Consider the following 19,603-nt stretch of genomic DNA (forward strand, 5'->3'; position numbering starts at 1 on the left):
GAGAATCATGCGCGTCGCCATCGCCGGGGCCGGCAATGTGGGCCGGTCCATCGCCCGCGAGCTCATCGCCAACGGGCACCAGGTGCTCCTCATCGAGCGGGACCCGGCCGCCATCAAGCCCGATTCGGTGCCAGGGGCCGACTGGTTCCAGGCCGACGCCTGCGAGCTCCAGTCTCTGGAGGAGGCCGAGCTGGAGAACTGCGACGTGGCCATCGCCGCCACCGGCGACGACAAGGTCAACCTCGTCCACTCACTGCTGGCCAAGACCGAGTTCGGCGTGCCGCGCACGGTGGGCCGCGTCAACCACCCGGGCAACGAGTGGCTCTTCGACGCACAGTGGGGCGTGGACGTGTCGGTGTCGACGCCCCGCCTCATGTCGGCGCTGGTGGAGGAGGCCGTCTCGACCGGCGACCTCGTGCGCCTGTTGACCTTCAACAAGTCCACCACGCACCTGTCCGAGGTGACCCTCCCCCAGTCCTCCCACCTGGCCGGACGCAGGCTCCGCGACGTTGAGCTGCCCGGCGACACTGTGCTGGTGGCCATCATCCGCGACGGTGCGCCGCTCACCCCCGAGCGGGACCGCGCGTTCGAAGGCGGCGACGAGCTGCTCTTCCTGGTCACGCAGGAGTCCGAGGCCGACCTCGCGGCGCTCTTCGACGCCGACGACTACGACGACTGAGGCACGATCTCGAAGTCGGGGTTGAACATCACGCAGTCCCCGTCGGCCTGCGCCAGGCGGCCCTCGACGCGGATGTGGCGGCCGGGCAGCAGGCACTCGAGGCGGCTTCGGCCCATCCACACCAGCTTGACCGTCCCGGAGCCGTCCGTGACCTCCGCCTCCAGCCACCCGTGCGCGGCGTCAGAGGTGACCGCCGTGATGGTGCCCTGGAGGATGACCCTCGACCGCATCTGGCACGACGTCAGGGGCTGGGCGCCGCTGACCTCCGCCTGCTCGCGCAGCTCCGTGGCCTCCAGCTCCTCGTGGGAGAGGAAGTAGCGCCTCAGCCGCTCCGCAACCGAACGCTTGCCCATCGGTCAGCCCTTCGCCTCGGGGACCTTCATGGGCAGGAGGCTGCCCGGGGCCGCGGGCGTCGACCCGCGACGGACCACCAGGTTGCTGAAGAACTCGAAGAGGTGCAGCTGCGCGTCCTCGTCCTCCGGAGAGAAGGTGGCCTTCCCGAGGAGGACTCCGCGCAGCACCCAGCCGGGCCCGGGCACGAGCCAGGTCCGCGACAGATGCATCGCCGGGTTCCCGTTCGGATCCTTCACGGGCAGCGCCCGGCGCAGCTCGGTGCCGAACGGGCCCTTGACTGCCTGGCACCGCCCGCCCTGCTGCCGGGTGGACTCGAGCACCTCATCGCGGATCTCGCCCGTCATCGACGACTTCGCGGGCCCCGCGAAGACGGCCACCTCGAGCGCCGACTGGCCGTCGCCGACGAGGATGGACTGGACCTGGTTGCTCTCGCGGTTGACCTGCAGCTGCATGGTCATGTCCTGGAAGGGCGTGATGATCAGGGTGCCCAGGTCCAGCCTGTTGACCTCGTGCTCGTCTGCCTCCAGGTCCACCTCCGAGATGTCGAAGGGGCCCTCGTCGCGGCTGAACTCCGCGTCCCAGCGCTCCGCCTCACCGACGGCGGGGCCCTGCTCGTCGACCTCGACGACGGCCTCCCCGCCCTCGATGTCGTCGTCGACGTTCTCGTTGCGCTTCTTGCGTCCGAAGATCACTGGTGTGTGTCCTTAACTAACTGGCTAGGAGGAAGTGGTGAATCCGCCCGTAGAACCATAGCCACCCGCGCCCCTCGAGGTGTCATCGAGGGTGTCCACCTGTGTGAAGGTGGCCGAGACGAACGGCAGGACCACAAGTTGGGCGATGCGGTCCCCGGCGAGGAGGGTGAGCGGCTCGGCCGGGTCCAGGTTGATCAGGCTCACCTTGATCTCTCCCCGGTAGCCCGAGTCGATGATGCCGGGCGAGTTGACGACGCTGAGCCCGTGGCGTGCGGCCAGGCCGGAGCGTGGGGTGATGAGTCCGACGTGGCCCTCCGGCAGGGCAACGCGCACGCCGGTGGCGACGAGGGCGCGCTGGCCCGGCTGCAGGGTGACGTCGTGCGTGGTGCGCAGATCCGCGCCCGCGTCCCCCGGGTGGGCGTACGTGGGCAACTGCGCTGCATCCGCGATGGTGGGAATGATCACGGGCGACCCTTGACCGAGTCGAGCGCCGCCGCCAACTCGTGGGGCCTGCGCGTGCTGACGAGCCAGTACGGATGAGGATCGGCCGGATCCGCCAGATCCACCCGGACGAGCCCTGATACGAAGGGGCGCGTGAAGAGGAACGCCCGGTGATCTGCCCCCGGGCCGGCCGCGACGCGTGCGTCCTCCCCGCTCAGCGGTACCGCCCCCGCGATGTACTCCCCCTCAACCTTGCAGCGCCCGGCGATGAGGGTGCCGTTGTCCACACCGACCAGCGTGAGGCTGTAGGCCACCAGCGCCAGGCCGATCCCGAGCGCCGCCAGCGCCGAGAACGCGATGGCAGGGCCGGCGGGGATGTAGGCAAGGACGGCCACTGCGAGGCTGAGCCAGAACAGCAGAGCGATCACCACCCACCACCAGGGGATGTACAGACGTTCGCGGTAGGTCACCTTTCCACACTACTCCGAAGCACCTAAGGTGGCTGTGATGGTCCCAGCGAAAGGAACCCCATGGCCCTGACCGAGAAGCTGATGTGGAAGATCTATGCCGGGGTGCTCGGCGCCCTGACCACGCTCATCGCCCAGAAGCTGGTGACCAAGGTGTGGGAGGCCTCCACCGGCGAGCCCGTCCCCGACATCAACGACCCCGAGACGCCGATGGCCCGGGCCTTCATCTGGGCGGCGGCCAGCGGCCTGGGCGTGGGGATGTCGCAGATCGTCATCAACCGCTTCATCCAGCGGCGTTGGGTCTCGACGTTCTCGCACGTGGGGCCGAGCAAGCTGCGCAGCCGCCTGGACCTCTGAGGCCCGCCGGCCTCAGACGCAGTCGACGCAGTAGCTCTGCCCGCCCCTGACCTCGGCCAGCTGGCTCTGGGACTTCACGAGGAAGCACGACGCACAGGTGAACTCGTTGGCCTGACGCGGCAGCACGCGAACGGTCAGTTCCTCGTGGGACAGGTCCGCGCCCGGGAGTTCGAAGGACTCCGCGGCCTCCACCTCGTCCTCGTCGACCTTGCCCGAGTTCTTGTCGTTGCGACGCGTCTTCAACTCCTCAATGGAGTCCTCGCTCATCTCTTCGTCGGTCTTGCGGGGTGCGTCGTAATCGGTTGCCATCCGTCAGTGTCCCTTCCTGTGCCGCGAACGGCCCTATGTGTATCACATGATCGGCCGCGGCGGTACACCGGCCTGCGCCCTTCTCGGCCCCATTGTGCGTGCCCACGCAAGTCACGGACCCCCCGGCGGTGGCGCGCTGGTAAGTTTGCCCGAAGGAACCCGACCGGACGAGGAACAACGTGAATGCTCTGACCCCCCGCGAGATCCAGCTACGGATACGCTCGGGCGCCTCCGTCGCCGAGGTCGCCGAGGAGACGGGCATGGATCTCGAGCGCATCGAGGCGTTCGCCGGGCCGGTGCTGGCAGAGCGCGAACACATGGCGCAGTCAGCCCAGACCGCCACGGTCCGGCGGCGTGGTGAAGCCGGGACCCACCGCCGGCTGGGGGACCTCATCGGGCAGCGGCTGCGGTCCCGCGGGATCGACGCCGACTCGATCGAGTGGGACGCCTGGCGTCAGCCGGACCTCAAGTGGCGGGTCCTGGGCCTGCTCGCCCTCGAGGCCGAGACCCGTTCCGCCGAGTTCATCTTCGACCCGAAGGCGCGCTTCTCCGTCGCCCACAACGCCGACGCCCGCTGGATGATCGGCGAGGAGTCGCCGGACGGCCGCGCGGACGAGGAGAACACCGTCGACTTCAAGGACGAGATGGCGCTGGTGCGGGCCATCTCCGCCCCCGAGCCGGGCGCCCCCGGCGACGACGTCCCCGCCTCCGAGCTCATGCACGACGGCAACGAGGACACCTCTCAACTGGACCGGCTCTACGACATGCTGAGCGGCATCAGCGAGGACTCGGTGCGGATCTACACCGGAATCCTCGACGAGGACGCGGTGCCGGAGCCGCAGGGCAGCGAGTCGGCGGACGAGGAGCTGGAGGACGCCGCGATCCCGGTGTCCGCGGAACAGGCCGACGGCGTCGCCGCCACCCCTGACGAGGTGGCCGAGCCCACGCAGGAGCCCCTGGTCGAGGCCGGGGACGAGCCGAAGAAGCCGCGGCCACGCAGGCGCCGGGCCAAGATCCCCACCTGGGACGAGATCATGTTCGGCGGCCCCACCCCCACGCCCTAGACCGGCGCTAGAAGTCGGCCGGATCGAAGGGGAGGGGATCCGGGGAGAGGGTCGCCTTGGCCTTCCGCGCGGTCACCCTGCGGCGGTGGTGCGCCCGGCACAGCACCTCGTAGCGCACCTCTCCACCCTCCGCGGTGTCACCGACCACCACCTGCGATCCCTCGGTGACCATCAGGCCGTCCACCGTGCGGGCGTTGTGGGTTCCGCGTGCCCCGCACCAGCAGAGCGGCCCGAGAGGGAGCGACTCCACCCGGTCGGCCAGCTCGATGAGCCGCTGCGACCCCGGGAAGAGCCTGGTGCGGAAGTCCGACAGGATCCCGAAGGCGTAGACGTCGAGCTGCAGCTCGTCGACGATCCGGGCGAGCTGGTCGATATGGCCGGAGCTGTAGAACTGGGCCTCGTCGCAGATGATGTAGTCCACACGCTTGCCGCTGGTGAGCTCGGCGATGATGTAGCGCCAGAAGTCGAAGCCCTCATCCACCTCCAGTGCCGGGGCGCTCAGCCCCAGGCGAGAGGCGATGACGCCCTCCCCTGCGCGGTCCTGGGAGGTGAACACCCGCCCCTGCCTGCCGTGCGTGGACTGGGTGTAGTCCAGCTGCAGGGCCAGCGTCGACTTCCCACAATCCATGGGCCCGGTGTGGAACACGAGTTCAGCCACGCCGCCCCGCCTTTCGCTCGATGAGGTCGGTATAGGCGGCCACGTACCGCTCGGCTGTGCGCTCCGGGGCCAGGTCCGCCATGAGATCTGCCGTCGCGGCAGCCATGGAGGCCCTGGTCTGAGGATCCGTCAGGGTGCGCAGGCCCGCCGCCATCGACGCGACGTCCGGGCCGGTCAGCAGCGAGCTCTGCGGGGACAGCCCCACGGTGAGCCGGTCGTCGCAGTACATGACCGGCAGGCCCGCCGACACCGCCTCCGCGATCACCAGCGCCTGCGAGTCGAACCGGTAGGAGCTCAGCACCAGGGCGTCGGCGTTGCGGAACTCGTAGGCCAGCGCACTCGTGGAGGCGAGGTGCCAGCGGAAGTCGATCGCGTCGCAGCCCTTCGCCAAGGCCCGAAGCTGGTCCCTCTGATCACCGTCGCCGACGATCACCAGCTCCCCGTTGGGGATGTTGGCGCGACGGAACGCCTTGATGAGCACGTCGAGGCGCTTCTCCTTCGCCAGCCGGCCCACCGACAGGAAGCGGACGGCGTCGTCGTCGCGCTCACGCGGCGTCTCGTCGATGGCGCGCTTCATCCGTCGGTTGTATCCGGTGGGCACCACGTACCCGTTGAGGTGACGGCCGGCCGCCTCGTCGATCAGCTCGCTCATGAACGGCGACGGCACCACGTATCCGTCGACCATCTGGGCGATCGTCGCGAAGGACATCCAGTCCGTCCGGGCAGCCAGCCCACCGGTCTCCCGCACTGCGGCAGGGAGCCTGGCCGAGGTGGGGGGCCCGCCACGGACGCGGCGCAGCGCCGGCAGGATCAGCGCCTGGTAGCCGAGGGTGCCGAAGACCGAGCCGCGCACCGTCTGGTGGGTGCCGGCGATGTTGGCGTGGAACGTGTGCAGGTGCGGCACCCCCTGCAGCCGGGCGATCTTGGCCCCCAGAATCAGCGCGCCGCGCTCGGTCTGCGTGTGCACGACGTCGAACGTGGCGATGTCGCTGATCAACCGAGCACGCCGCAGCGACCAGTGGAGCACGCTCAGATGAGCGGGCAGTCCCTCCATGTAGACGGTGGGGCACTCGATGATGCGGCCACGGCGCGGCTTCTGGAGGTGGCGGTCCGGCGCGATCAGGGTGACCTCGTGACCCAGCGCGGTGAGCTCCTCGAGCTGGGTCTCAACCGAGCGCCCGATGCCGCCGGAGGCGGGGTAGAAGTCGTCGATGAGGATCGCGATCCGCAGCCTCACCGCTCACCGCCGTGGATGAGGAGCGGGACCTCCATCTCGGCCGCCGTGAGGGATCCGTGCATGCCGACCAGCGAGAACTCGCCGGGCGTGCGCTGGCTCATCACCGCGAAGTCGGCGGTCATCGCGGCCACGACGTCGCCGATCCTGGCCGCGCTCAACCCGGTGACCTGCGGCCCGAACCAGCCGGCCTCGACGGCCTCCTCGCGCCGCAGCACGTGCGCCCTCTCCCCCAGGACGCTCTCCCACGCCCAGGCCAACGCTCGCGCGTCGTCGCCGTAGACGTGCCGGAATCGGGGCTCCCCGCCCAGGAACGAGTACCCCGAGAGGCGCGGCTCGTCCTCCGCGACGATGCGCGACGCGCCCGGAACGTTGATCATGCCGTGGTCACCCGTGACGATCAGGCACGTGTCCCGCGGGAGCTGCTCGACGAGGTGCGCGACGAGATCGTCGACCATGGCGAGGCGGTCCAGCCACTGCCAGGACCCCACGCCGTGCCCGTGCCCGTCGTGATCGAGCATCCGCTCGTAGCAGTAGACGACGTCGGCCTGCCCGAGCGCCTCCACCACCAGGCCGGCGAACTCGTCGGGGTCCCCCTCCCTGCCGACCGGGTACAGGGTGCTGCCGCTGAAGGCCAGGTTGGTCAGCGCGCTCCCGGCGAACCGGCCGAGCGTGACCGCGGCCGAGGGGCGACCGGCCGTGGCCAGCCTCTGGAAGAGCGTCGGGGTCTGCGCGAAGGTGCCGAGATCCTCGGGGCCGCCCTCCCAGGTGAGGGCATTGATGACCCGGGAGACGGTGGGCTCGAAGAAGGTGTAGCCGGTGATGCCGTGCTCGCCGGTGGGCACGCCGCAGCCGAGGGAGGTGAGCGAGGTGGCCGTGGTGGACGGCACCGAGCAGGTGAGCCGGGACGCGCCGCGCGTGAGCCCGCCCATGGTGTCGGCGTGGTCCGCGTGCTCGAGGAGCTGATGCCAGCCCAGGCCGTCGACCAGCAGCACGACGTACTTCGCGGCGCGCGGCAGGCCGATCACCGGCACACCGCCGTCCAGCGCGGCCATGACGCTGGGGAGGAGGTTGGCCAGCGCGAGATCCTCGTACCGGGGCTCGACGAAGTCCGACCGCATCAACCGACGACCGCCTGGAGGCGCGTGCCGAAGGCGACGAGCCGCCTGGCGTTGTCGCCGTCCGCCTGAGGGCTCATGCGCACCGTGAGGTCGTCGGGCTGGATGACACCCGTGTAGCCGTGGTCGGCCTCGCAGGCCGGGTCGTCGCAGCCGGCGGGGCCGAGATCGACACGGCGGGCCGCACCCCAGACGATCGTCAGCCAGGCCTCGCTGAGTCCCGAGCGGTTCTCGGGATCCTGCAGGGCCCGCGTCAGGACCACCGAGTCGATCGCGCGGAGGGCCACGATCTCGGTGGTGGCGACGGCCTCGGTGCGGTTGCCCTCACCTTCGTCGATGTGACAGATGAGGAGTTGCCGCTCGGTGCGGACCAGCACCGTCATGTGCCGATGCAGCTCGTGGCCGGCGAAGGTGGCCTCGTGCTGCACCAGATGGTCCAGCACCTCCCGCTCCCCCAGCCCCAGGCCGACGGTCTCCGCCACCAGGCTCGGATAGAAGCTGCATTCGGCGATCTCGGCCATGAGCCGCGGCGGCAGGGTCTTCACACTCTCGACAGACTCAGGCACCTGCCCATTCTGGCACGTTGCACTACGTTTGGGCTCATGCCCTCCCGCCCCTTCATCGCCGCCCGCATCGAGGATCGGATCAACTGGTTGGTCAACCGCGCGCTGCAGCGCCGGGGATGGCAGGAGTCCATCCTGGCGTTCACCGGCTACGGCACATCGGAGCAGCTGCGGATCCTCGGCAGGGTGGTCCTGAGGCCGTCGGCGGACCTCGGGATCATCCAGGCAGCCTCAGCCCTGATCTACCGCCGGGGGTGGCGCAACTTCCTCAACGCGCCCAGGGTGGGTGCCAGCGTGTCGGTGGTCATCGGGGACGTCCGGATCCCGGTGCGCGCCGATCGCGGAGGCTACATCGACGTGCGGGTCCGCAATCCGGGGCTCCCACCCGGATGGCATTCGGTGACGCTGGAGGGTGAGGGCGGATCGTCCGCGCTCGCCAGCGTCCAGGTGATCGCCGACGACGTGGACTTCGGGATCGTCAGCGACATCGACGACACCATCTTGTCCACCTGGCTGCCCCGGCCCCTCGTGGCGGCGTGGAACTCGTTCGTCCTGACCGAGCAGGCCCGCCAGGCCGTGCCCGGAATGGCCCGGCTCTACCAGCAGCTCCTGGCGGCCAACCCGGGATCTCCCATCATCTTCGTGTCGACGGGGGCCTGGAACACCTACCCGATGATCCAGCGCTTCACGGCACGCCACGGCGTCCCCCAGGGCGCGATGCTTCTCACCGACTGGGGGCCGACCAATACCGGCTGGTTCCGCAGCGGCACCGACCACAAGCGGCGCTGCCTGCGCGAGCTGGCTCGCGACCTCCCGCACATCAAGTGGCTGCTCGTCGGCGACGACGGGCAGCACGACCCGGACCTCTACGCGGAGTTCGCCTCCCTGCAGCCCGAGCACGTCCGGGCGCGGGCCATCCGTCAGCTCACGCCCGGCGAGCACGCCCTTGCCCACGGCCTGCCGATGGAGGTACCTGCCACCGAGGACCGGTGGGAGCCGGACACGGCGGTGGAGGTGCGTGCCCCTGACGGTGACGGATTGGGCGATAAGCTGCGCGGGTTGCTGTAAGGACCCCGAGCAAGGAGGCGGCCAGGATGGCCAGGTCGACGATCGACGACGAAGTCAACGAGGAGGAACACATCCTCGACGTCGACGTCACCGAGGAGATGGAGACCAGCTTCCTCGAGTACGCCTACTCCGTCATCTACTCCAGGGCCCTCCCGGATGCCCGGGACGGCCTGAAGCCCGTCCAGCGGCGCATCCTGTTCTCCATGGACGACATGGGCATCCGTCCTGACCGTGGCCACGTCAAGTGCGCCCGCGTCGTGGGGCAGGTCATGGGCGTGCTGCACCCCCACGGCGACACCGCCATCTACGACGCGCTGGTGCGCGTGGCGCAGCCGTGGTCGATGCGCCTGCCGCTCATCGACGGGCACGGCAACTTCGGCTCGCTCGACGCGGGTCCCGCCGCCATGCGCTACACGGAGTGCCGCATGGCCACCCCGGCGGTGGCCATGACCAGGGGGCTCGACGAGGACACCGTCGACTTCAAGCCCAACTACGACGGCAAGGAGTCGGAGCCGGTGGTCCTCCCCGCCGCGTTCCCCAACCTGCTGGTCAACGGCGCCGCCGGCATCGCGGTGGGCATGGCCACCAACATCGCCCCCCACAACCTGGTCGAGGTGGTCGCGGCGCTGCAGCAGCTGATCCGCAACCCCGCCATCGGGCTCGACGACCTCATGCGTCACATCCCCGGCCCTGACTTCCCCACCGGCGGCAAGATCGTCGGCCTCGACGGCGTCCGCGACGCCTACGCCACCGGCAGAGGAACCCTGAAACTGAGGGCCACCACACGGATCGAGAAGGTCTCGCCCCGTCGGATGGGCATCGTGTGCACCGAACTGCCCTACATGGTGGGTCCCGAGAAGATCATCGAGCAGATCAAGAAGGGCGTCGACGACAAGAAGCTCACCGGGATCGCCGATGTCAAGGACCTGACGGACCTCGCCAACGGCACCCGGCTCGTGATCGAGGTCAAGAACGGCATCAACCCCGAGGCGCTGCTGGAGCAGCTGTTCAAGGTGACCAAGCTGGAGGACACCTTCGCCATCAACGCGGTGGCGCTCGTGGAGGGGCAGCCCAGCACCCTGAGCCTCAAGCAGATGCTCGAGGTCTTCCTGGATCATCGCCTCACCGTGACGCTGCGGCGATCGCAGTTCCAGCTCAGGAAGGCTGAGGACCGCCTGCACCTGGTGCGCGGGCTGATGATGGCCATCGCCGACATCGACGACGTCATCGCGATCATCCGCTCGTCCGAGGACGCCGCGGAGGCTCGGGCCAGGCTGATCGGGGCGTTCGACCTCACCGAGACCCAGGCCACCTACATCCTCGACATGCAGCTGCGCAGGCTGACGAAGTTCTCCACCATCGAGCTGGAGAAGGAGGCGGCCGGTCTGGCCGAGACCATCGCCGGGCTGCGGGAGATCATCGACGACGACGCCGTCCTGCGCCGTGTCGTGAGCGGCGAGCTGGCTGAGGTGGGGCGCCAGTTCGGCACGCCCCGTCGAACGGTGCTGCTGGCCTCGTCCGGCGTACCCACCGCGGCGCGTGCCCCACTGGAGATGGCCGACGATCCCTGCTGGGTGCTGCTGAGCGGCTCGGGGCTCGTGGCCCGGACCGATTCGGATCACGCTCTGCCGGCCGACGGCAGATCCGCGCACGACGTGGTGGTGGCGCGGGTGAGGACCACCGCCCACGGCGAGTTCGGCGTGCTGACCAACCGTGGCCGGCTGATCCGGTGCCGCGCGATCGAGCTGCCGACGGTTCCCCTCACCGCCGCGGCACCCAGCCTCCAGGGCGGCAGCCTTGCGCACGAGCTCTGGCCGCTGGCGGCCGGGGAACGGCCGTTGGGGCTGACCTCGCTCGCGGACGGGTCCCCGGGCCTTGCCCTGGGCACCGCCCAGGGCGTGGTGAAGCGCGTCAACCCCGAGAACCTCGCCAAGGACGCCTGGGACGTGATCGCGCTGAAGCCGGGCGACGAGGTGGTGGGCGCGGTGGAGTTGGGCGACGATCATGCCCACCTGGCGTTCGTCACCTCCGACGCCCAACTGCTGCACTTCCCCGCCTCCGGCGTTCGGCCCCAGGGACGAGCCGGTGGAGGCATGGCGGGCATCAAGCTGTCGCCCGGCGCGCGCGTCATCTGGTTCGGCGCCGTGGATCCCGACGCCGACGAGGCGGTCACCATCTCCGGGTCGTCGAGTTCCCTCCCGGGCACCGAGACGGGCCTGGCCAAGGTGACCGCCATGAGCGAGTTCCCGGCCAAGGGACGCGCCACCGCGGGCGTCCGCGCCCACCGGTTCCTCCGGGGTGAGGACACGCTGCTGATGGCCGCCATCGGCCCCGCTCCCATGGTCGCGGCCGCGGCGAGCGGGTCCCCCGTCGAGCTCCCGGCGGCGCACGGCCGCCGTGACGGATCGGGCACCCCGCTCACGCAGCCGGTGTCCGCGCTGGCGGGACGCGGCCGGTCGGACGCCGACAGCTAGTAGCATCGCCGACGGAAGGGAGGCCCCATGAGCTTCGAGGATCTGCTGGCCAACAACAAGCGTTACGCCGACGCGTTCACCGACGGCGGCTTCGACGGCATCGCCAAGGCGGGCATCGCCATGGTGACCTGCATGGACTCCCGGATCGAGCCCCTGGCCATGCTGGGGCTGCGGCTGGGTGACGCGAAGATCCTGCGCTCCCCCGGGGGTCGCGTCTCGACGTCGGTGCTCACGGGCTGCGTGCTGAGCGCTCAGCTCCTGAATGTGACCCGGATCATGATCGTGCCCCACACCCGGTGCGCCATGGCCTCCGGCACCGACGCGGACATCCGCCGCACCATCGCGGAGCGGACCGGCCACGACACGTCGTGGATCTCGTTCGGCGCCCACCCGGACCAGCAGGCACGGCTGCAGGCCGATGTGGACATGGTGGCGAGCCACCCCCTCATCAAGGGCTACGCGGAGGTCGGCGGCTTCATGTACGACGTGGACACCGGCAGGCTGACCCAGGTCATCTGACCCGCCGTCGCGGGTGACCGCACCGATCAGTCCCGGTCGCCGGCAGAGCGTGGGTGATCGGCTGCTCACCCCTAGGGGAGCAGCACCCGGTGCGCGCCGCGGATGTGCGCCTCACAAAGGTCTGCGGCGCCCGGACCGTCGTGGTCAGCGATCGCCCGGTGGATGCGCGCGTGCTCGTCGACCAGCCGTCGGCGCAACACCTCCCACTCCGCCAGCCGGGCCTCCGCGCTCAGGATGGGGGCGGCCACCGCCTCACGGATCGCGATCGTCATGTCGCGGATCAGCCGGTTCGCCCCCAGGCCGGCGATCGCCACATGGAACGCGGTGTCGAGCTCGTTGAACAGTGCGGCATCGGTCACCTCGACCATCCCTGCCGACATGAGCCGCAGCTCCTCGACCGCGGCCTCCTGACCGTGGATCGCCGCTGCCTCGGCGGCGGCGCGCTCCAGCACCACCCGGGTCTCGGTGAGCTCGTCGAACGAGATGGCGTCCAGCGCCACGTGGAGCTTGAGCATCCGCCCGAGGGCCGCGCCCTGGCTGGCGGCCACCCGGGTGCCACGCCCGGGACCGGTGTTCGACGTGATGACGCCCTGCGCCTGCAGGACCTTGATGGCCTCCCGCACGGCGCTGCGGCTGGCGCCCAGCTGGGCCGCGAGCTCGCGCTCGTTGGGCAGCCGCGAATCTCGGGCCACCCGTCCGGCGAGGATCTCGCCGGTGAGGAAGTCCAGCACGGTCTCGAAACCTCCGGTGGTCATGGGCCCATTGTGTCGCATGGAAACGTATTGACATTTACCCGGGGACTCCATATGGTCAGACCAGGCGAATAGGTCTGACCAAAATGAACGACGGAGTTCACCCCATGCTCTTGGAATCCTTCCAACCCGACACGAACCCTCTCGGCGCCCAATGGGTCTCCGCCCTGGTCGCGGCCGTCCCGATCGCGGGGATGCTGGTCACCCTCGGGCTGCTTCGCTGGAGGGCGCACCACGCGGGCCCGTTCTCCTGGGCGCTGGCGTTCCTGGTCGCGGTCACCGCCTTCGGCATGCCTGTCACCACCGCCCTGGCCACCAGCGCACACGGCTTCGTCTACGGCATCTTCCCCATCGTGTGGATCCTGCTGACCGCCATCTGGATGTACGAGGTCACCGTGGCCTCGGGCCGCTTCGACGACCTCCGCCGCACCTTCTTCCTCATCAGCGACGATCCGCGCGTGCTCGCTCTGCTGATCGCCTTCTCGTTCGGGGGACTCCTCGAAGCGCTCGCGGGCTTCGGTGCCCCCGTCGCCATCACCGCCGCGATGCTGGTGGCCATCGGCTTCTCCCCCATCCGCTCCGCGCTGACCGCCCTGCTGGCCAACACCGTTCCGGTGGCCTTCGGCGCCGTGGGCCTGCCGGTCCTGATGGCCGCCAAGGCGGGCGGCTTCGACGATGTCCTGGCCATCTCCCCCATCACCGGCCGCCTCACCGCCATCCTGTGCCTCGTCGTGCCCTTCCTCCTGCTCGCAGTCATGGACGGCCGGCGCGGCCTCAGGGAGGTGTGGCCCTTCGGGCTTGTGGTGGGGATCAGCTTCGGCGTGACGAAGTGGATCGTGTCGGCCACACCGCTCTACAACCTCACCGAGGTGTTCGCCGCCGTCGTCAGCGTGGGCGTGGCCATCGCCTTCCTCCGCTTCTGGCATCCCACCGGCGGCGAGAGCGCCACGGGCCGCATCGGGATCCCGCTCGCCCCCGAGATCGAGGGCCACGCGGCGCACACCATGGCCACCGACGAGGGCGCCACGCCGCTGACCGGTCGCCGGATCCTCATGGCCCTGGTGCCCTACATCCTGGTCATCATCGTGTTCGCCGTCGCAGCCCTCCCCGCCGTCAAGGCCGCCCTCGTCTCCACCGACGTCAGGATCGCCTGGCCGGGCCTGTCCGGGATGCTCGACGTCGCGGGCGAGCCGGCCTCTCACCAGACCTACACGCTCGCCTGGGCCTCCACGCCCGGCATCCTGCTGGCACTGGTGGCGATCGCCACAGGCATCATCTACCGCATGCCGCTCCCGCAGATCTTCGGCGTCCTGTCCGCACAGGTGAAGAAGCTGCGCTTCGCGATGCTGACCATCGGCTCCGTCGTCGCTCTCGCCTACGTCATGGGAGACTCCGGCCAGACGCTGGCCCTCGGGCTCTTCTTCGCCGGAGCGGGCATGGCCTACCCCTTCGTCGCCCCGGTCCTGGGTTGGATCGGCGTCTACGTCACCGGGTCCGACACCTCGGCCAACATCCTGTTCTCCGGCCTCCAGTCCGGCGTCGGCGCCGAGATCGGGCCCGGCAGTCACCTCGGCACCGACGACATGCGTGCGCTTCTCGTCGGATCCAGCGCCGCCGGCGGTGTGGTGGGCAAGATGATCTCACCGCAGTCGCTCACCGTCGCCGCCACCTCGATCGGCATCCCCGGGGCCGAATCCGTGATCCTGCGTCGGATCATCAAGTGGAGCTTCGTCCTCCTCGCCCTCCTGTGCCTGATCTCAGGCCTGATGTCCACGCCGGTGCTCAGCTGGCTGCTCCCCTGATCGAAAGGCCCAACGATGACCACCTCACCCCATGTCGCGCTGTTCGCCACCTGCATCACAGACACGATGAAGCCGTCGATCCCGATCGCCACCGTGAAGCTCCTCGAGAGGCTCGGCTGCACGGTCTCCTACCCCGACAGGCAGACCTGCTGCGGACAGATCATGACCAACACCGGGTACTGGAAGGAGGCACTCCCGACGGTGCGCAACTACGCCGCAAGCTTCGGCGGCTACGACTACATCGTGGCGCCCTCCGGCTCCTGCGTCGGGTCCGTGCGCGAACAGCACGCGATGCTGGCACGCCACGCCCGCGACAAGGGTCTCGAGGCGGAGGCGTCAGCAGTGGCCGCCCGCACCTACGAACTGTCTGAGTTCATCGTCGATGTCCTGGGCCTCACGGACGTGGGCGCCTACTTCCCCCACCGGGTCACCTACCATCCCACCTGCCACTCCATGCGCGTGGCCAGGGTCGGCGACAGGCCGCTCCGGCTGCTGCGCAACGTCCGCGGCATCGACCTCGTCGATCTGCCCAAGGCCGACCAGTGTTGCGGCTTCGGCGGCACCTTCTCGGTCAAGAACCCCGAGGTCTCGGTGGCGATGGCCTCCGACAAGGCCCGGCACGTCCGCTCCACAGACGCCGAGTACCTGGTGGCCGGGGATCACGCCTGCCTGATGAACATCGGCGGGGTGCTGCACCGGCAGCGCGCGGGCATCAGGACCATCCACCTGGCCGAGATCCTGGCCACCACCGAGGAGGAAGAGCGATGACCACCATCCGTCGCACCCCGGAGCCCGGCTCCTGGCTCGGCATCCCGCCGTTCCCGAAGGCCGCGAAGGCCGGGTTGGAGAACGCCGAGCAGCGCAAGAACCTGCGCCACGCCACCGGAACCATCCGAGACAAGCGCGTGTTGCGTGCGGCCGAGGTGGAGAACTGGGAACAGCTGCGCACCGCCGGCGCGCAGATCAAGGACCGCGTCGCCAGGCACCTCGAGCAGTACCTCCTCCAGGCCGAGGCCGCCATGACGGCGGCTGGGATCACCGTGCACTGGGCCCGGGACGCCGCCGACGCGAACCGGATCATCTCGGACCTCGCCAAGGCCAAGGGCGTGGACGAGGTGGTGAAGATCAAGTCGATGGTCACCCAGGAGATCGACCTCAACGAGCACCTCGAGGCGGAGGGCATCGCGGCATGGGAGACCGATCTGGCCGAGCTGATCGTCCAGCTCGGCCACGACCTTCCCAGTCACATCCTCGTGCCCGCGATCCACCGGAACCGGTCCGAGGTCCGGGAGATCTTCACCGAGGAGATGGGGCGCTACGGCGTCCCCGCGCCCGAGGGGATCTCGGACGATCCGACCGAACTCACCAACGCCGCCCGAGCCCACCTGCGGGAGAAGTTCCTCCGCGCCAGGATGGGGGTCTCCGGCGGCAACTTCATCATCGCCGACACCGGCACCCTGGTCATCGTCGAATCCGAGGGCAACGGACGCATGTGCCTCACGCTGCCCGAGACGTTCGTCTCGGTGGTGGGCATCGAGAAGGTCCTCCCGACGCTGCAGGACCTGGAGGTCTTCCTCAAACTCCTCCCCAGATCCTCCACCGGTGAGCGCATGAATCCCTACACCTCCTTCTGGACGGGCGTCACCCCGGGCGACGGCCCCCAGGACCTGCACGTGATCCTGCTCGACAACGGCCGCACCAACGCCCTGGCTGATCCCGACGGCCGGGCCGCACTGCGGTGCATCCGCTGCTCCGCCTGCCTCAACATCTGCCCCGTCTACGAGCGGGTGGGCGGCCACGCCTACGGGTCCCCGTACCCTGGCCCGATCGGGGCCGTCCTGGGCCCCCAGCTCCGCGGGATGGACAGCGCCAACGATCGCGCTCTTCCGTTCGCCTCAACCCTCTGCGGGGCCTGCAACGACGTGTGCCCCGTGCGCATCCCCTTCACCGACATCCTCGTCCACCTCCGCCGGCGTGCGGTCGAACACAAGACGGCCAAACACCCGACGGGTGAGCAGGCGCTCATGAAGGGCGCCGGCTGGGTGATGTCCGACGGGTCCCACCTCGCCGCAGCGCAGGCCGGCAGCCGCCTGGCCGGGCGGGTGTTCAACGGGCGGTGGCTCGGGCCGATGCCGATCCCGATCGCCTCCCGCTGGCTGGACGCCCGCGACACCGAGGCGCCACCCACACAGACCTTCCGCCGATGGTGGAAGCAGAACCGCGAAGGAGACGAGCAGTGAGCGCGCGCGACGAGGTACTCGGCCGGGTACGGAGGGCCACCGCGGACGTGACGGAGGCCAGACCCGAGGTCGACGTTCCCGTGGACTGGACCTACGGCAGGCCCCTGGCCACCGCGGACGTCCTGGCGGACTTCGTGGAGAAGGTGGAGGACTACAAGGCCGTCGTCGTGCGGTGCGCCGAACCCCAGGTGGGTCAGTCTCTCGTCTCTGCCCTCAGGGACCTCGGGGCCACCAGCGTCGTGTGGCCGGACGGTCTCCCCCGACCGTGGGCTGAAGCGCTCGTCGCGGCGGGCATGATCCTCCATCGCGACGATCCCCAGCTCACCCACGCCGAGCTCAACACGATCGACGCCGTGGTCACGACCTGCGCGGTGGGCATGGCCGACTCGGGAACCATCGCCCTGGACCACTCCGAGGGCCAGGGCCGGCGTGCCTTGACGCTGCTCCCCGACCGTCACATCTGCGTGGTGCGGGCGGATCAGGTGGTCAGCGACGTTCCGGAGGGGATCGCGCGGCTGACCCCCGCCCTGCGTGCGCGCCGGCCTGTGACCTGGCTGAGCGGGGGATCCGCCACGAGCGACATCGAACTCAGCCGGGTCGAAGGGGTGCACGGCCCGCGCCACCTGTCGGTGGTGCTGGTCGACTGAGCCCGGGCGTCACGCGTCGATGCGGTCGGCCTCCACGGCGTAGGCACCCTGGATGATGAACTCCTTGCGGGGCGCCACCTCGTTGCCCATGAGCATCTCGAACACCCGCTCGGCGCCCGCCGCGTCGTCGACGGTGAGGCGCCGGAGGGTGCGGTGCCTGGGGCTCATCGTGGTGTCCGCCAACTGGTCCGCGTCCATCTCGCCCAGGCCCTTGTACCGCTGCGGCTCCTTGAAGGCCTGCCCGCGCTTGGTCAACTCAGCGGCCTTGCGTTGGTACTCGGCGTCCGAATAGGTGTAGATGTACTTCTCGTAGCCCCGCTTCGGGTTGATCAGCTCGAACCGGTGCAGAGGGGGCACCGCCGAGTACACCCGGCCCGCCTCCACCAGGGGACGCATGTAGCGGAAGAACAGGGTGGCGAGCAGGCAGCGGATGTGGGCCCCGTCGGAGTCCGCGTCGGCCATGAACACCACCTTGCCGTAGCGGGCCGCCTCCACGTCGAAGGTCCGGCCGGACCCGGCGCCGACGACCTGGATGATGGAGGCGCACTCGGCGTTCTCGAGCATGGCGCCCACCGAGGCCTTCTGCACGTTGAGGATCTTGCCGCGGATGGGCAGCAGCGCCTGGAACTCCGAGTTCCGGGCCACGTTGGCCGTGCCGAGGGCGGAATCGCCCTCGACGATGAACAACTCGGTGGCGTCCACGGCGTTGGAGCGGCAGTCCTTCAGCTTCGTCGGGAGGGCCGAGGACTCCAGTGCGTTCTTGCGCCGCTGGTTGTCCTTGTGCGCCCTCGCCTGCACCCGCGTGCGCGAGGCGTTGACGACCTTCTCCATCAGAGTGCGCGCGATGGGACGGATGGCGGCCTTCGTGCTGGTGAGGAACTCGCCCATCTCCCGCTCCACGATCCCGGCCACGAGCTTCTGCACGGGCGGGGTCCCGAGCACCTCCTTGGTCTGCCCCTCGAACTGGGGCTCGGCCAGGCGCACCGTCACGACGGCGGTGAGGCCCTCGAGGCAGTCGTCCTTGAGGACCTCCTCGCCCGCCTTGAGGAGGCGGGTGCCGTCGAGTGACTTCACGAACGCGCGCGTGAGGCCCCGCTCGAATCCGGTGACGTGCGTGCCGCCCTTCGGGGTGGCGATGATGTTGACGAACGACTTGACGTGGGCGTCGTAGCCGGTGCCCCACCGGACGGCGATGTCGACGTCGAGATCACGCTCCACGTCGGTGGGCGTCATGGCCCCGGCTTCGTCGAGCATCGGTACCGTCTCGACGAACGAGTCCCGCCCCTGGAGCCGGATCACCTCGGTCAGCGGGGCATCGGTGGCCAGGAAGTCGGCGAACTCGGTGATCCCGCCGACGTGCACGAAGGACTCCCGCGCAGGCTCGCCGTCGCGCGAGTCGTCGACGTCGATGCGCAACCCGGGCACCAGGAAGGCCGTCTGCCGTGCGCGGTCATGGAGGTGCGCGAGCGAGAGTTCCGCGTCTGCGAGGAAGATCTGCCGGTCCGGCCAGTAGCGGACCCGGGTGCCGGTGGTGCCCTTCGCCACCCGTCCCGACTTGCGGAGGCCTCCCCCGGGCGTGAACGGCGCGTCCGGGCCGTCGCCGTCGAAGACCCCGGGGACACCGCGGCGGAAGCTCATCGACCAGGTGGCGCCGTTGCGGTCGACGTCCACATCGAGCCTGGAGCTGAGGGCGTTCACCACCGACGCCCCCACCCCGTGCAGGCCTCCGGTGGCGTTGTAGGACGAGTTGCCGAACTTGCCCCCGGCGTGGAGCTTGGTGAACACCACCTCGACGCCGGACAGGCCTGTGCGCGGCTCCGTGTCGACGGGGATGCCGCGGGCATGGTCCGTGACCGCCACGGACCCGTCCGCGCCCAGCGTGACCTGGATCGCTTCCCCGAACCCGGACAGCGCCTCGTCCACCGCGTTGTCGATGATCTCCCACAGGCAGTGCATGAGCCCCCGGGTGTCCGTCGAGCCGATGTACATGGCAGGGCGCTTGCGGACGGCCTCGAGCCCTTCGAGGACCAGCAGATTCTTGGCCTCGTAGTCTCGGGAATGCGGCTGCTTGCTCTTCGGGGTCTGCACCGGCCCAGATTACCCACGCAGTTGAGGGAACATTGTGACGCCCCGCTACGTTTGACTACCAAGAAGCAGAAAGGTGA

21 protein-coding genes are annotated in these 19,603 nt (G+C 69.6%); 10 read left to right on the forward strand and 11 right to left on the reverse strand.

Features of this window, described 5'->3' with window-relative positions:
- The first annotated feature begins 7 nt into the window (after positions 1-7).
- Positions 8-679 (forward strand): potassium channel family protein, encoded by a 672-nt coding sequence (locus tag ACX1D3_RS11920; RefSeq protein WP_458994053.1) that lies wholly within the window; start codon positions 8-10, stop codon positions 677-679.
- On the opposite strand, the gene ACX1D3_RS11925 is transcribed toward ACX1D3_RS11920, so the two are convergent.
- The 4 genes from ACX1D3_RS11925 to ACX1D3_RS11940 are packed head-to-tail and all read right to left on the reverse strand — an operon-like array spanning position 667 to position 2,636.
- A complete protein-coding gene (locus tag ACX1D3_RS11925) occupies positions 667-1,032 on the reverse strand; it encodes an OB-fold nucleic acid binding domain-containing protein (protein WP_458994054.1) in 366 nt (121 codons plus the stop codon). The genes ACX1D3_RS11920 and ACX1D3_RS11925 overlap by 13 nt on opposite strands.
- 3 nt (positions 1,033-1,035) lie before the next feature.
- On the reverse strand, positions 1,036-1,725 hold the full coding sequence (locus ACX1D3_RS11930) for a DUF3710 domain-containing protein (RefSeq protein WP_458994055.1): 690 nt from the start codon (positions 1,723-1,725) through the stop codon (positions 1,036-1,038).
- A 24-nt stretch (positions 1,726-1,749) separates the two neighbouring features.
- The gene (gene dut, locus ACX1D3_RS11935; protein ID WP_458994056.1) at positions 1,750-2,190 is read right to left on the reverse strand and encodes a dUTP diphosphatase; all 441 of its coding nucleotides are present in this window, start codon (positions 2,188-2,190) and stop codon (positions 1,750-1,752) included.
- On the reverse strand, positions 2,187-2,636 hold the full coding sequence (locus ACX1D3_RS11940; RefSeq protein ID WP_458994057.1) for a DUF3093 domain-containing protein: 450 nt from the start codon (positions 2,634-2,636) through the stop codon (positions 2,187-2,189). The genes dut and ACX1D3_RS11940 overlap by 4 nt, the downstream gene beginning before the upstream one ends.
- Before the next feature lie 60 nt (positions 2,637-2,696).
- On the opposite strand from ACX1D3_RS11940, the gene ACX1D3_RS11945 reads away from it, so the two are divergent.
- Complete coding sequence (locus ACX1D3_RS11945; protein ID WP_458994058.1) at positions 2,697-2,990, forward strand: DUF4235 domain-containing protein; 294 nt, start codon at positions 2,697-2,699, stop codon at positions 2,988-2,990.
- Positions 2,991-3,002: 12 nt separating this feature from the next.
- Here ACX1D3_RS11945 and ACX1D3_RS11950 read toward each other — a convergent pair whose 3' ends face one another.
- A complete protein-coding gene (locus tag ACX1D3_RS11950) occupies positions 3,003-3,299 on the reverse strand; it encodes a DUF4193 domain-containing protein (RefSeq protein WP_182782846.1) in 297 nt (98 codons plus the stop codon).
- Between the two features lie 179 nt (positions 3,300-3,478).
- Here ACX1D3_RS11950 and sepH point away from each other — a divergent pair, with 179 nt between their 5' ends.
- The gene (gene sepH / locus ACX1D3_RS11955) at positions 3,479-4,363 is read left to right on the forward strand and encodes a septation protein SepH (RefSeq protein WP_458994059.1); all 885 of its coding nucleotides are present in this window, start codon (positions 3,479-3,481) and stop codon (positions 4,361-4,363) included.
- Between the two features lie 7 nt (positions 4,364-4,370).
- On the opposite strand, the gene ACX1D3_RS11960 is transcribed toward sepH, so the two are convergent.
- The 4 genes from ACX1D3_RS11960 to ACX1D3_RS11975 are packed head-to-tail and all read right to left on the reverse strand — an operon-like array spanning position 4,371 to position 7,939.
- Positions 4,371-5,021, reverse strand: a complete 651-nt coding sequence (locus ACX1D3_RS11960) for a thymidine kinase (protein WP_458994060.1) — start codon at positions 5,019-5,021, stop codon at positions 4,371-4,373.
- Positions 5,014-6,258, reverse strand: coding sequence for a glycosyltransferase family 4 protein (locus tag ACX1D3_RS11965; protein WP_458994061.1), 1,245 nt, complete (start codon positions 6,256-6,258; stop codon positions 5,014-5,016). The genes ACX1D3_RS11960 and ACX1D3_RS11965 overlap by 8 nt, the downstream gene beginning before the upstream one ends.
- Positions 6,255-7,376 (reverse strand): alkaline phosphatase family protein, encoded by a 1,122-nt coding sequence (locus ACX1D3_RS11970; protein ID WP_458994062.1) that lies wholly within the window; start codon positions 7,374-7,376, stop codon positions 6,255-6,257. Before ACX1D3_RS11970 ends, ACX1D3_RS11965 begins: the two co-directional genes overlap by 4 nt.
- Positions 7,376-7,939 (reverse strand): DUF5998 family protein, encoded by a 564-nt coding sequence (locus ACX1D3_RS11975; protein WP_458994063.1) that lies wholly within the window; start codon positions 7,937-7,939, stop codon positions 7,376-7,378. Before ACX1D3_RS11975 ends, ACX1D3_RS11970 begins: the two co-directional genes overlap by 1 nt.
- 36 nt (positions 7,940-7,975) lie before the next feature.
- On the opposite strand from ACX1D3_RS11975, the gene ACX1D3_RS11980 reads away from it, so the two are divergent.
- From ACX1D3_RS11980 to ACX1D3_RS11990, 3 genes are read left to right on the forward strand one after another with little or no spacing between them, the layout of a single operon-like run.
- On the forward strand, positions 7,976-9,004 hold the full coding sequence (locus ACX1D3_RS11980; protein WP_458994064.1) for an App1 family protein phosphatidate phosphatase: 1,029 nt from the start codon (positions 7,976-7,978) through the stop codon (positions 9,002-9,004).
- Between the two features lie 26 nt (positions 9,005-9,030).
- Positions 9,031-11,478: a DNA gyrase/topoisomerase IV subunit A gene (locus tag ACX1D3_RS11985; protein WP_458994065.1), complete on the forward strand. Its 2,448-nt coding sequence runs from the start codon at positions 9,031-9,033 to the stop codon at positions 11,476-11,478.
- Positions 11,479-11,505: 27 nt separating this feature from the next.
- Entirely contained in the window at positions 11,506-11,997 is a 492-nt protein-coding gene (locus ACX1D3_RS11990; protein ID WP_458994066.1) for a beta-class carbonic anhydrase, read from the forward strand.
- A gap of 71 nt (positions 11,998-12,068) precedes the next feature.
- Here ACX1D3_RS11990 and ACX1D3_RS11995 read toward each other — a convergent pair whose 3' ends face one another.
- Positions 12,069-12,752 carry a FadR/GntR family transcriptional regulator gene (locus ACX1D3_RS11995; RefSeq protein WP_458994067.1) on the reverse strand — a complete coding sequence of 228 codons (684 nt, stop codon included), beginning with the start codon at positions 12,750-12,752 and terminating at the stop codon, positions 12,069-12,071.
- A gap of 104 nt (positions 12,753-12,856) precedes the next feature.
- Here ACX1D3_RS11995 and ACX1D3_RS12000 point away from each other — a divergent pair, with 104 nt between their 5' ends.
- From ACX1D3_RS12000 to ACX1D3_RS12015, 4 genes are read left to right on the forward strand one after another with little or no spacing between them, the layout of a single operon-like run.
- Positions 12,857-14,551 (forward strand): L-lactate permease, encoded by a 1,695-nt coding sequence (locus ACX1D3_RS12000; protein ID WP_458994068.1) that lies wholly within the window; start codon positions 12,857-12,859, stop codon positions 14,549-14,551.
- 15 nt (positions 14,552-14,566) lie between these two features.
- Positions 14,567-15,319 carry a (Fe-S)-binding protein gene (locus tag ACX1D3_RS12005; RefSeq protein WP_458994069.1) on the forward strand — a complete coding sequence of 251 codons (753 nt, stop codon included), beginning with the start codon at positions 14,567-14,569 and terminating at the stop codon, positions 15,317-15,319.
- Positions 15,316-16,791 (forward strand): lactate utilization protein B, encoded by a 1,476-nt coding sequence (locus tag ACX1D3_RS12010; protein ID WP_458994070.1) that lies wholly within the window; start codon positions 15,316-15,318, stop codon positions 16,789-16,791. Before ACX1D3_RS12005 ends, ACX1D3_RS12010 begins: the two co-directional genes overlap by 4 nt.
- Complete coding sequence (locus ACX1D3_RS12015) at positions 16,755-17,438, forward strand: LutC/YkgG family protein (protein ID WP_458994071.1); 684 nt, start codon at positions 16,755-16,757, stop codon at positions 17,436-17,438. The genes ACX1D3_RS12010 and ACX1D3_RS12015 overlap by 37 nt, the downstream gene beginning before the upstream one ends.
- A 9-nt stretch (positions 17,439-17,447) precedes the next feature.
- Here the strand turns inward: ACX1D3_RS12015 and ACX1D3_RS12020 are convergent, their stop codons facing one another.
- Positions 17,448-19,526: a DNA gyrase/topoisomerase IV subunit B gene (locus tag ACX1D3_RS12020; protein ID WP_458994072.1), complete on the reverse strand. Its 2,079-nt coding sequence runs from the start codon at positions 19,524-19,526 to the stop codon at positions 17,448-17,450.
- Between the last annotated feature and the right edge of the window lie 77 nt (positions 19,527-19,603).

The organism is Tessaracoccus yangjingae (genome assembly GCF_054483935.1).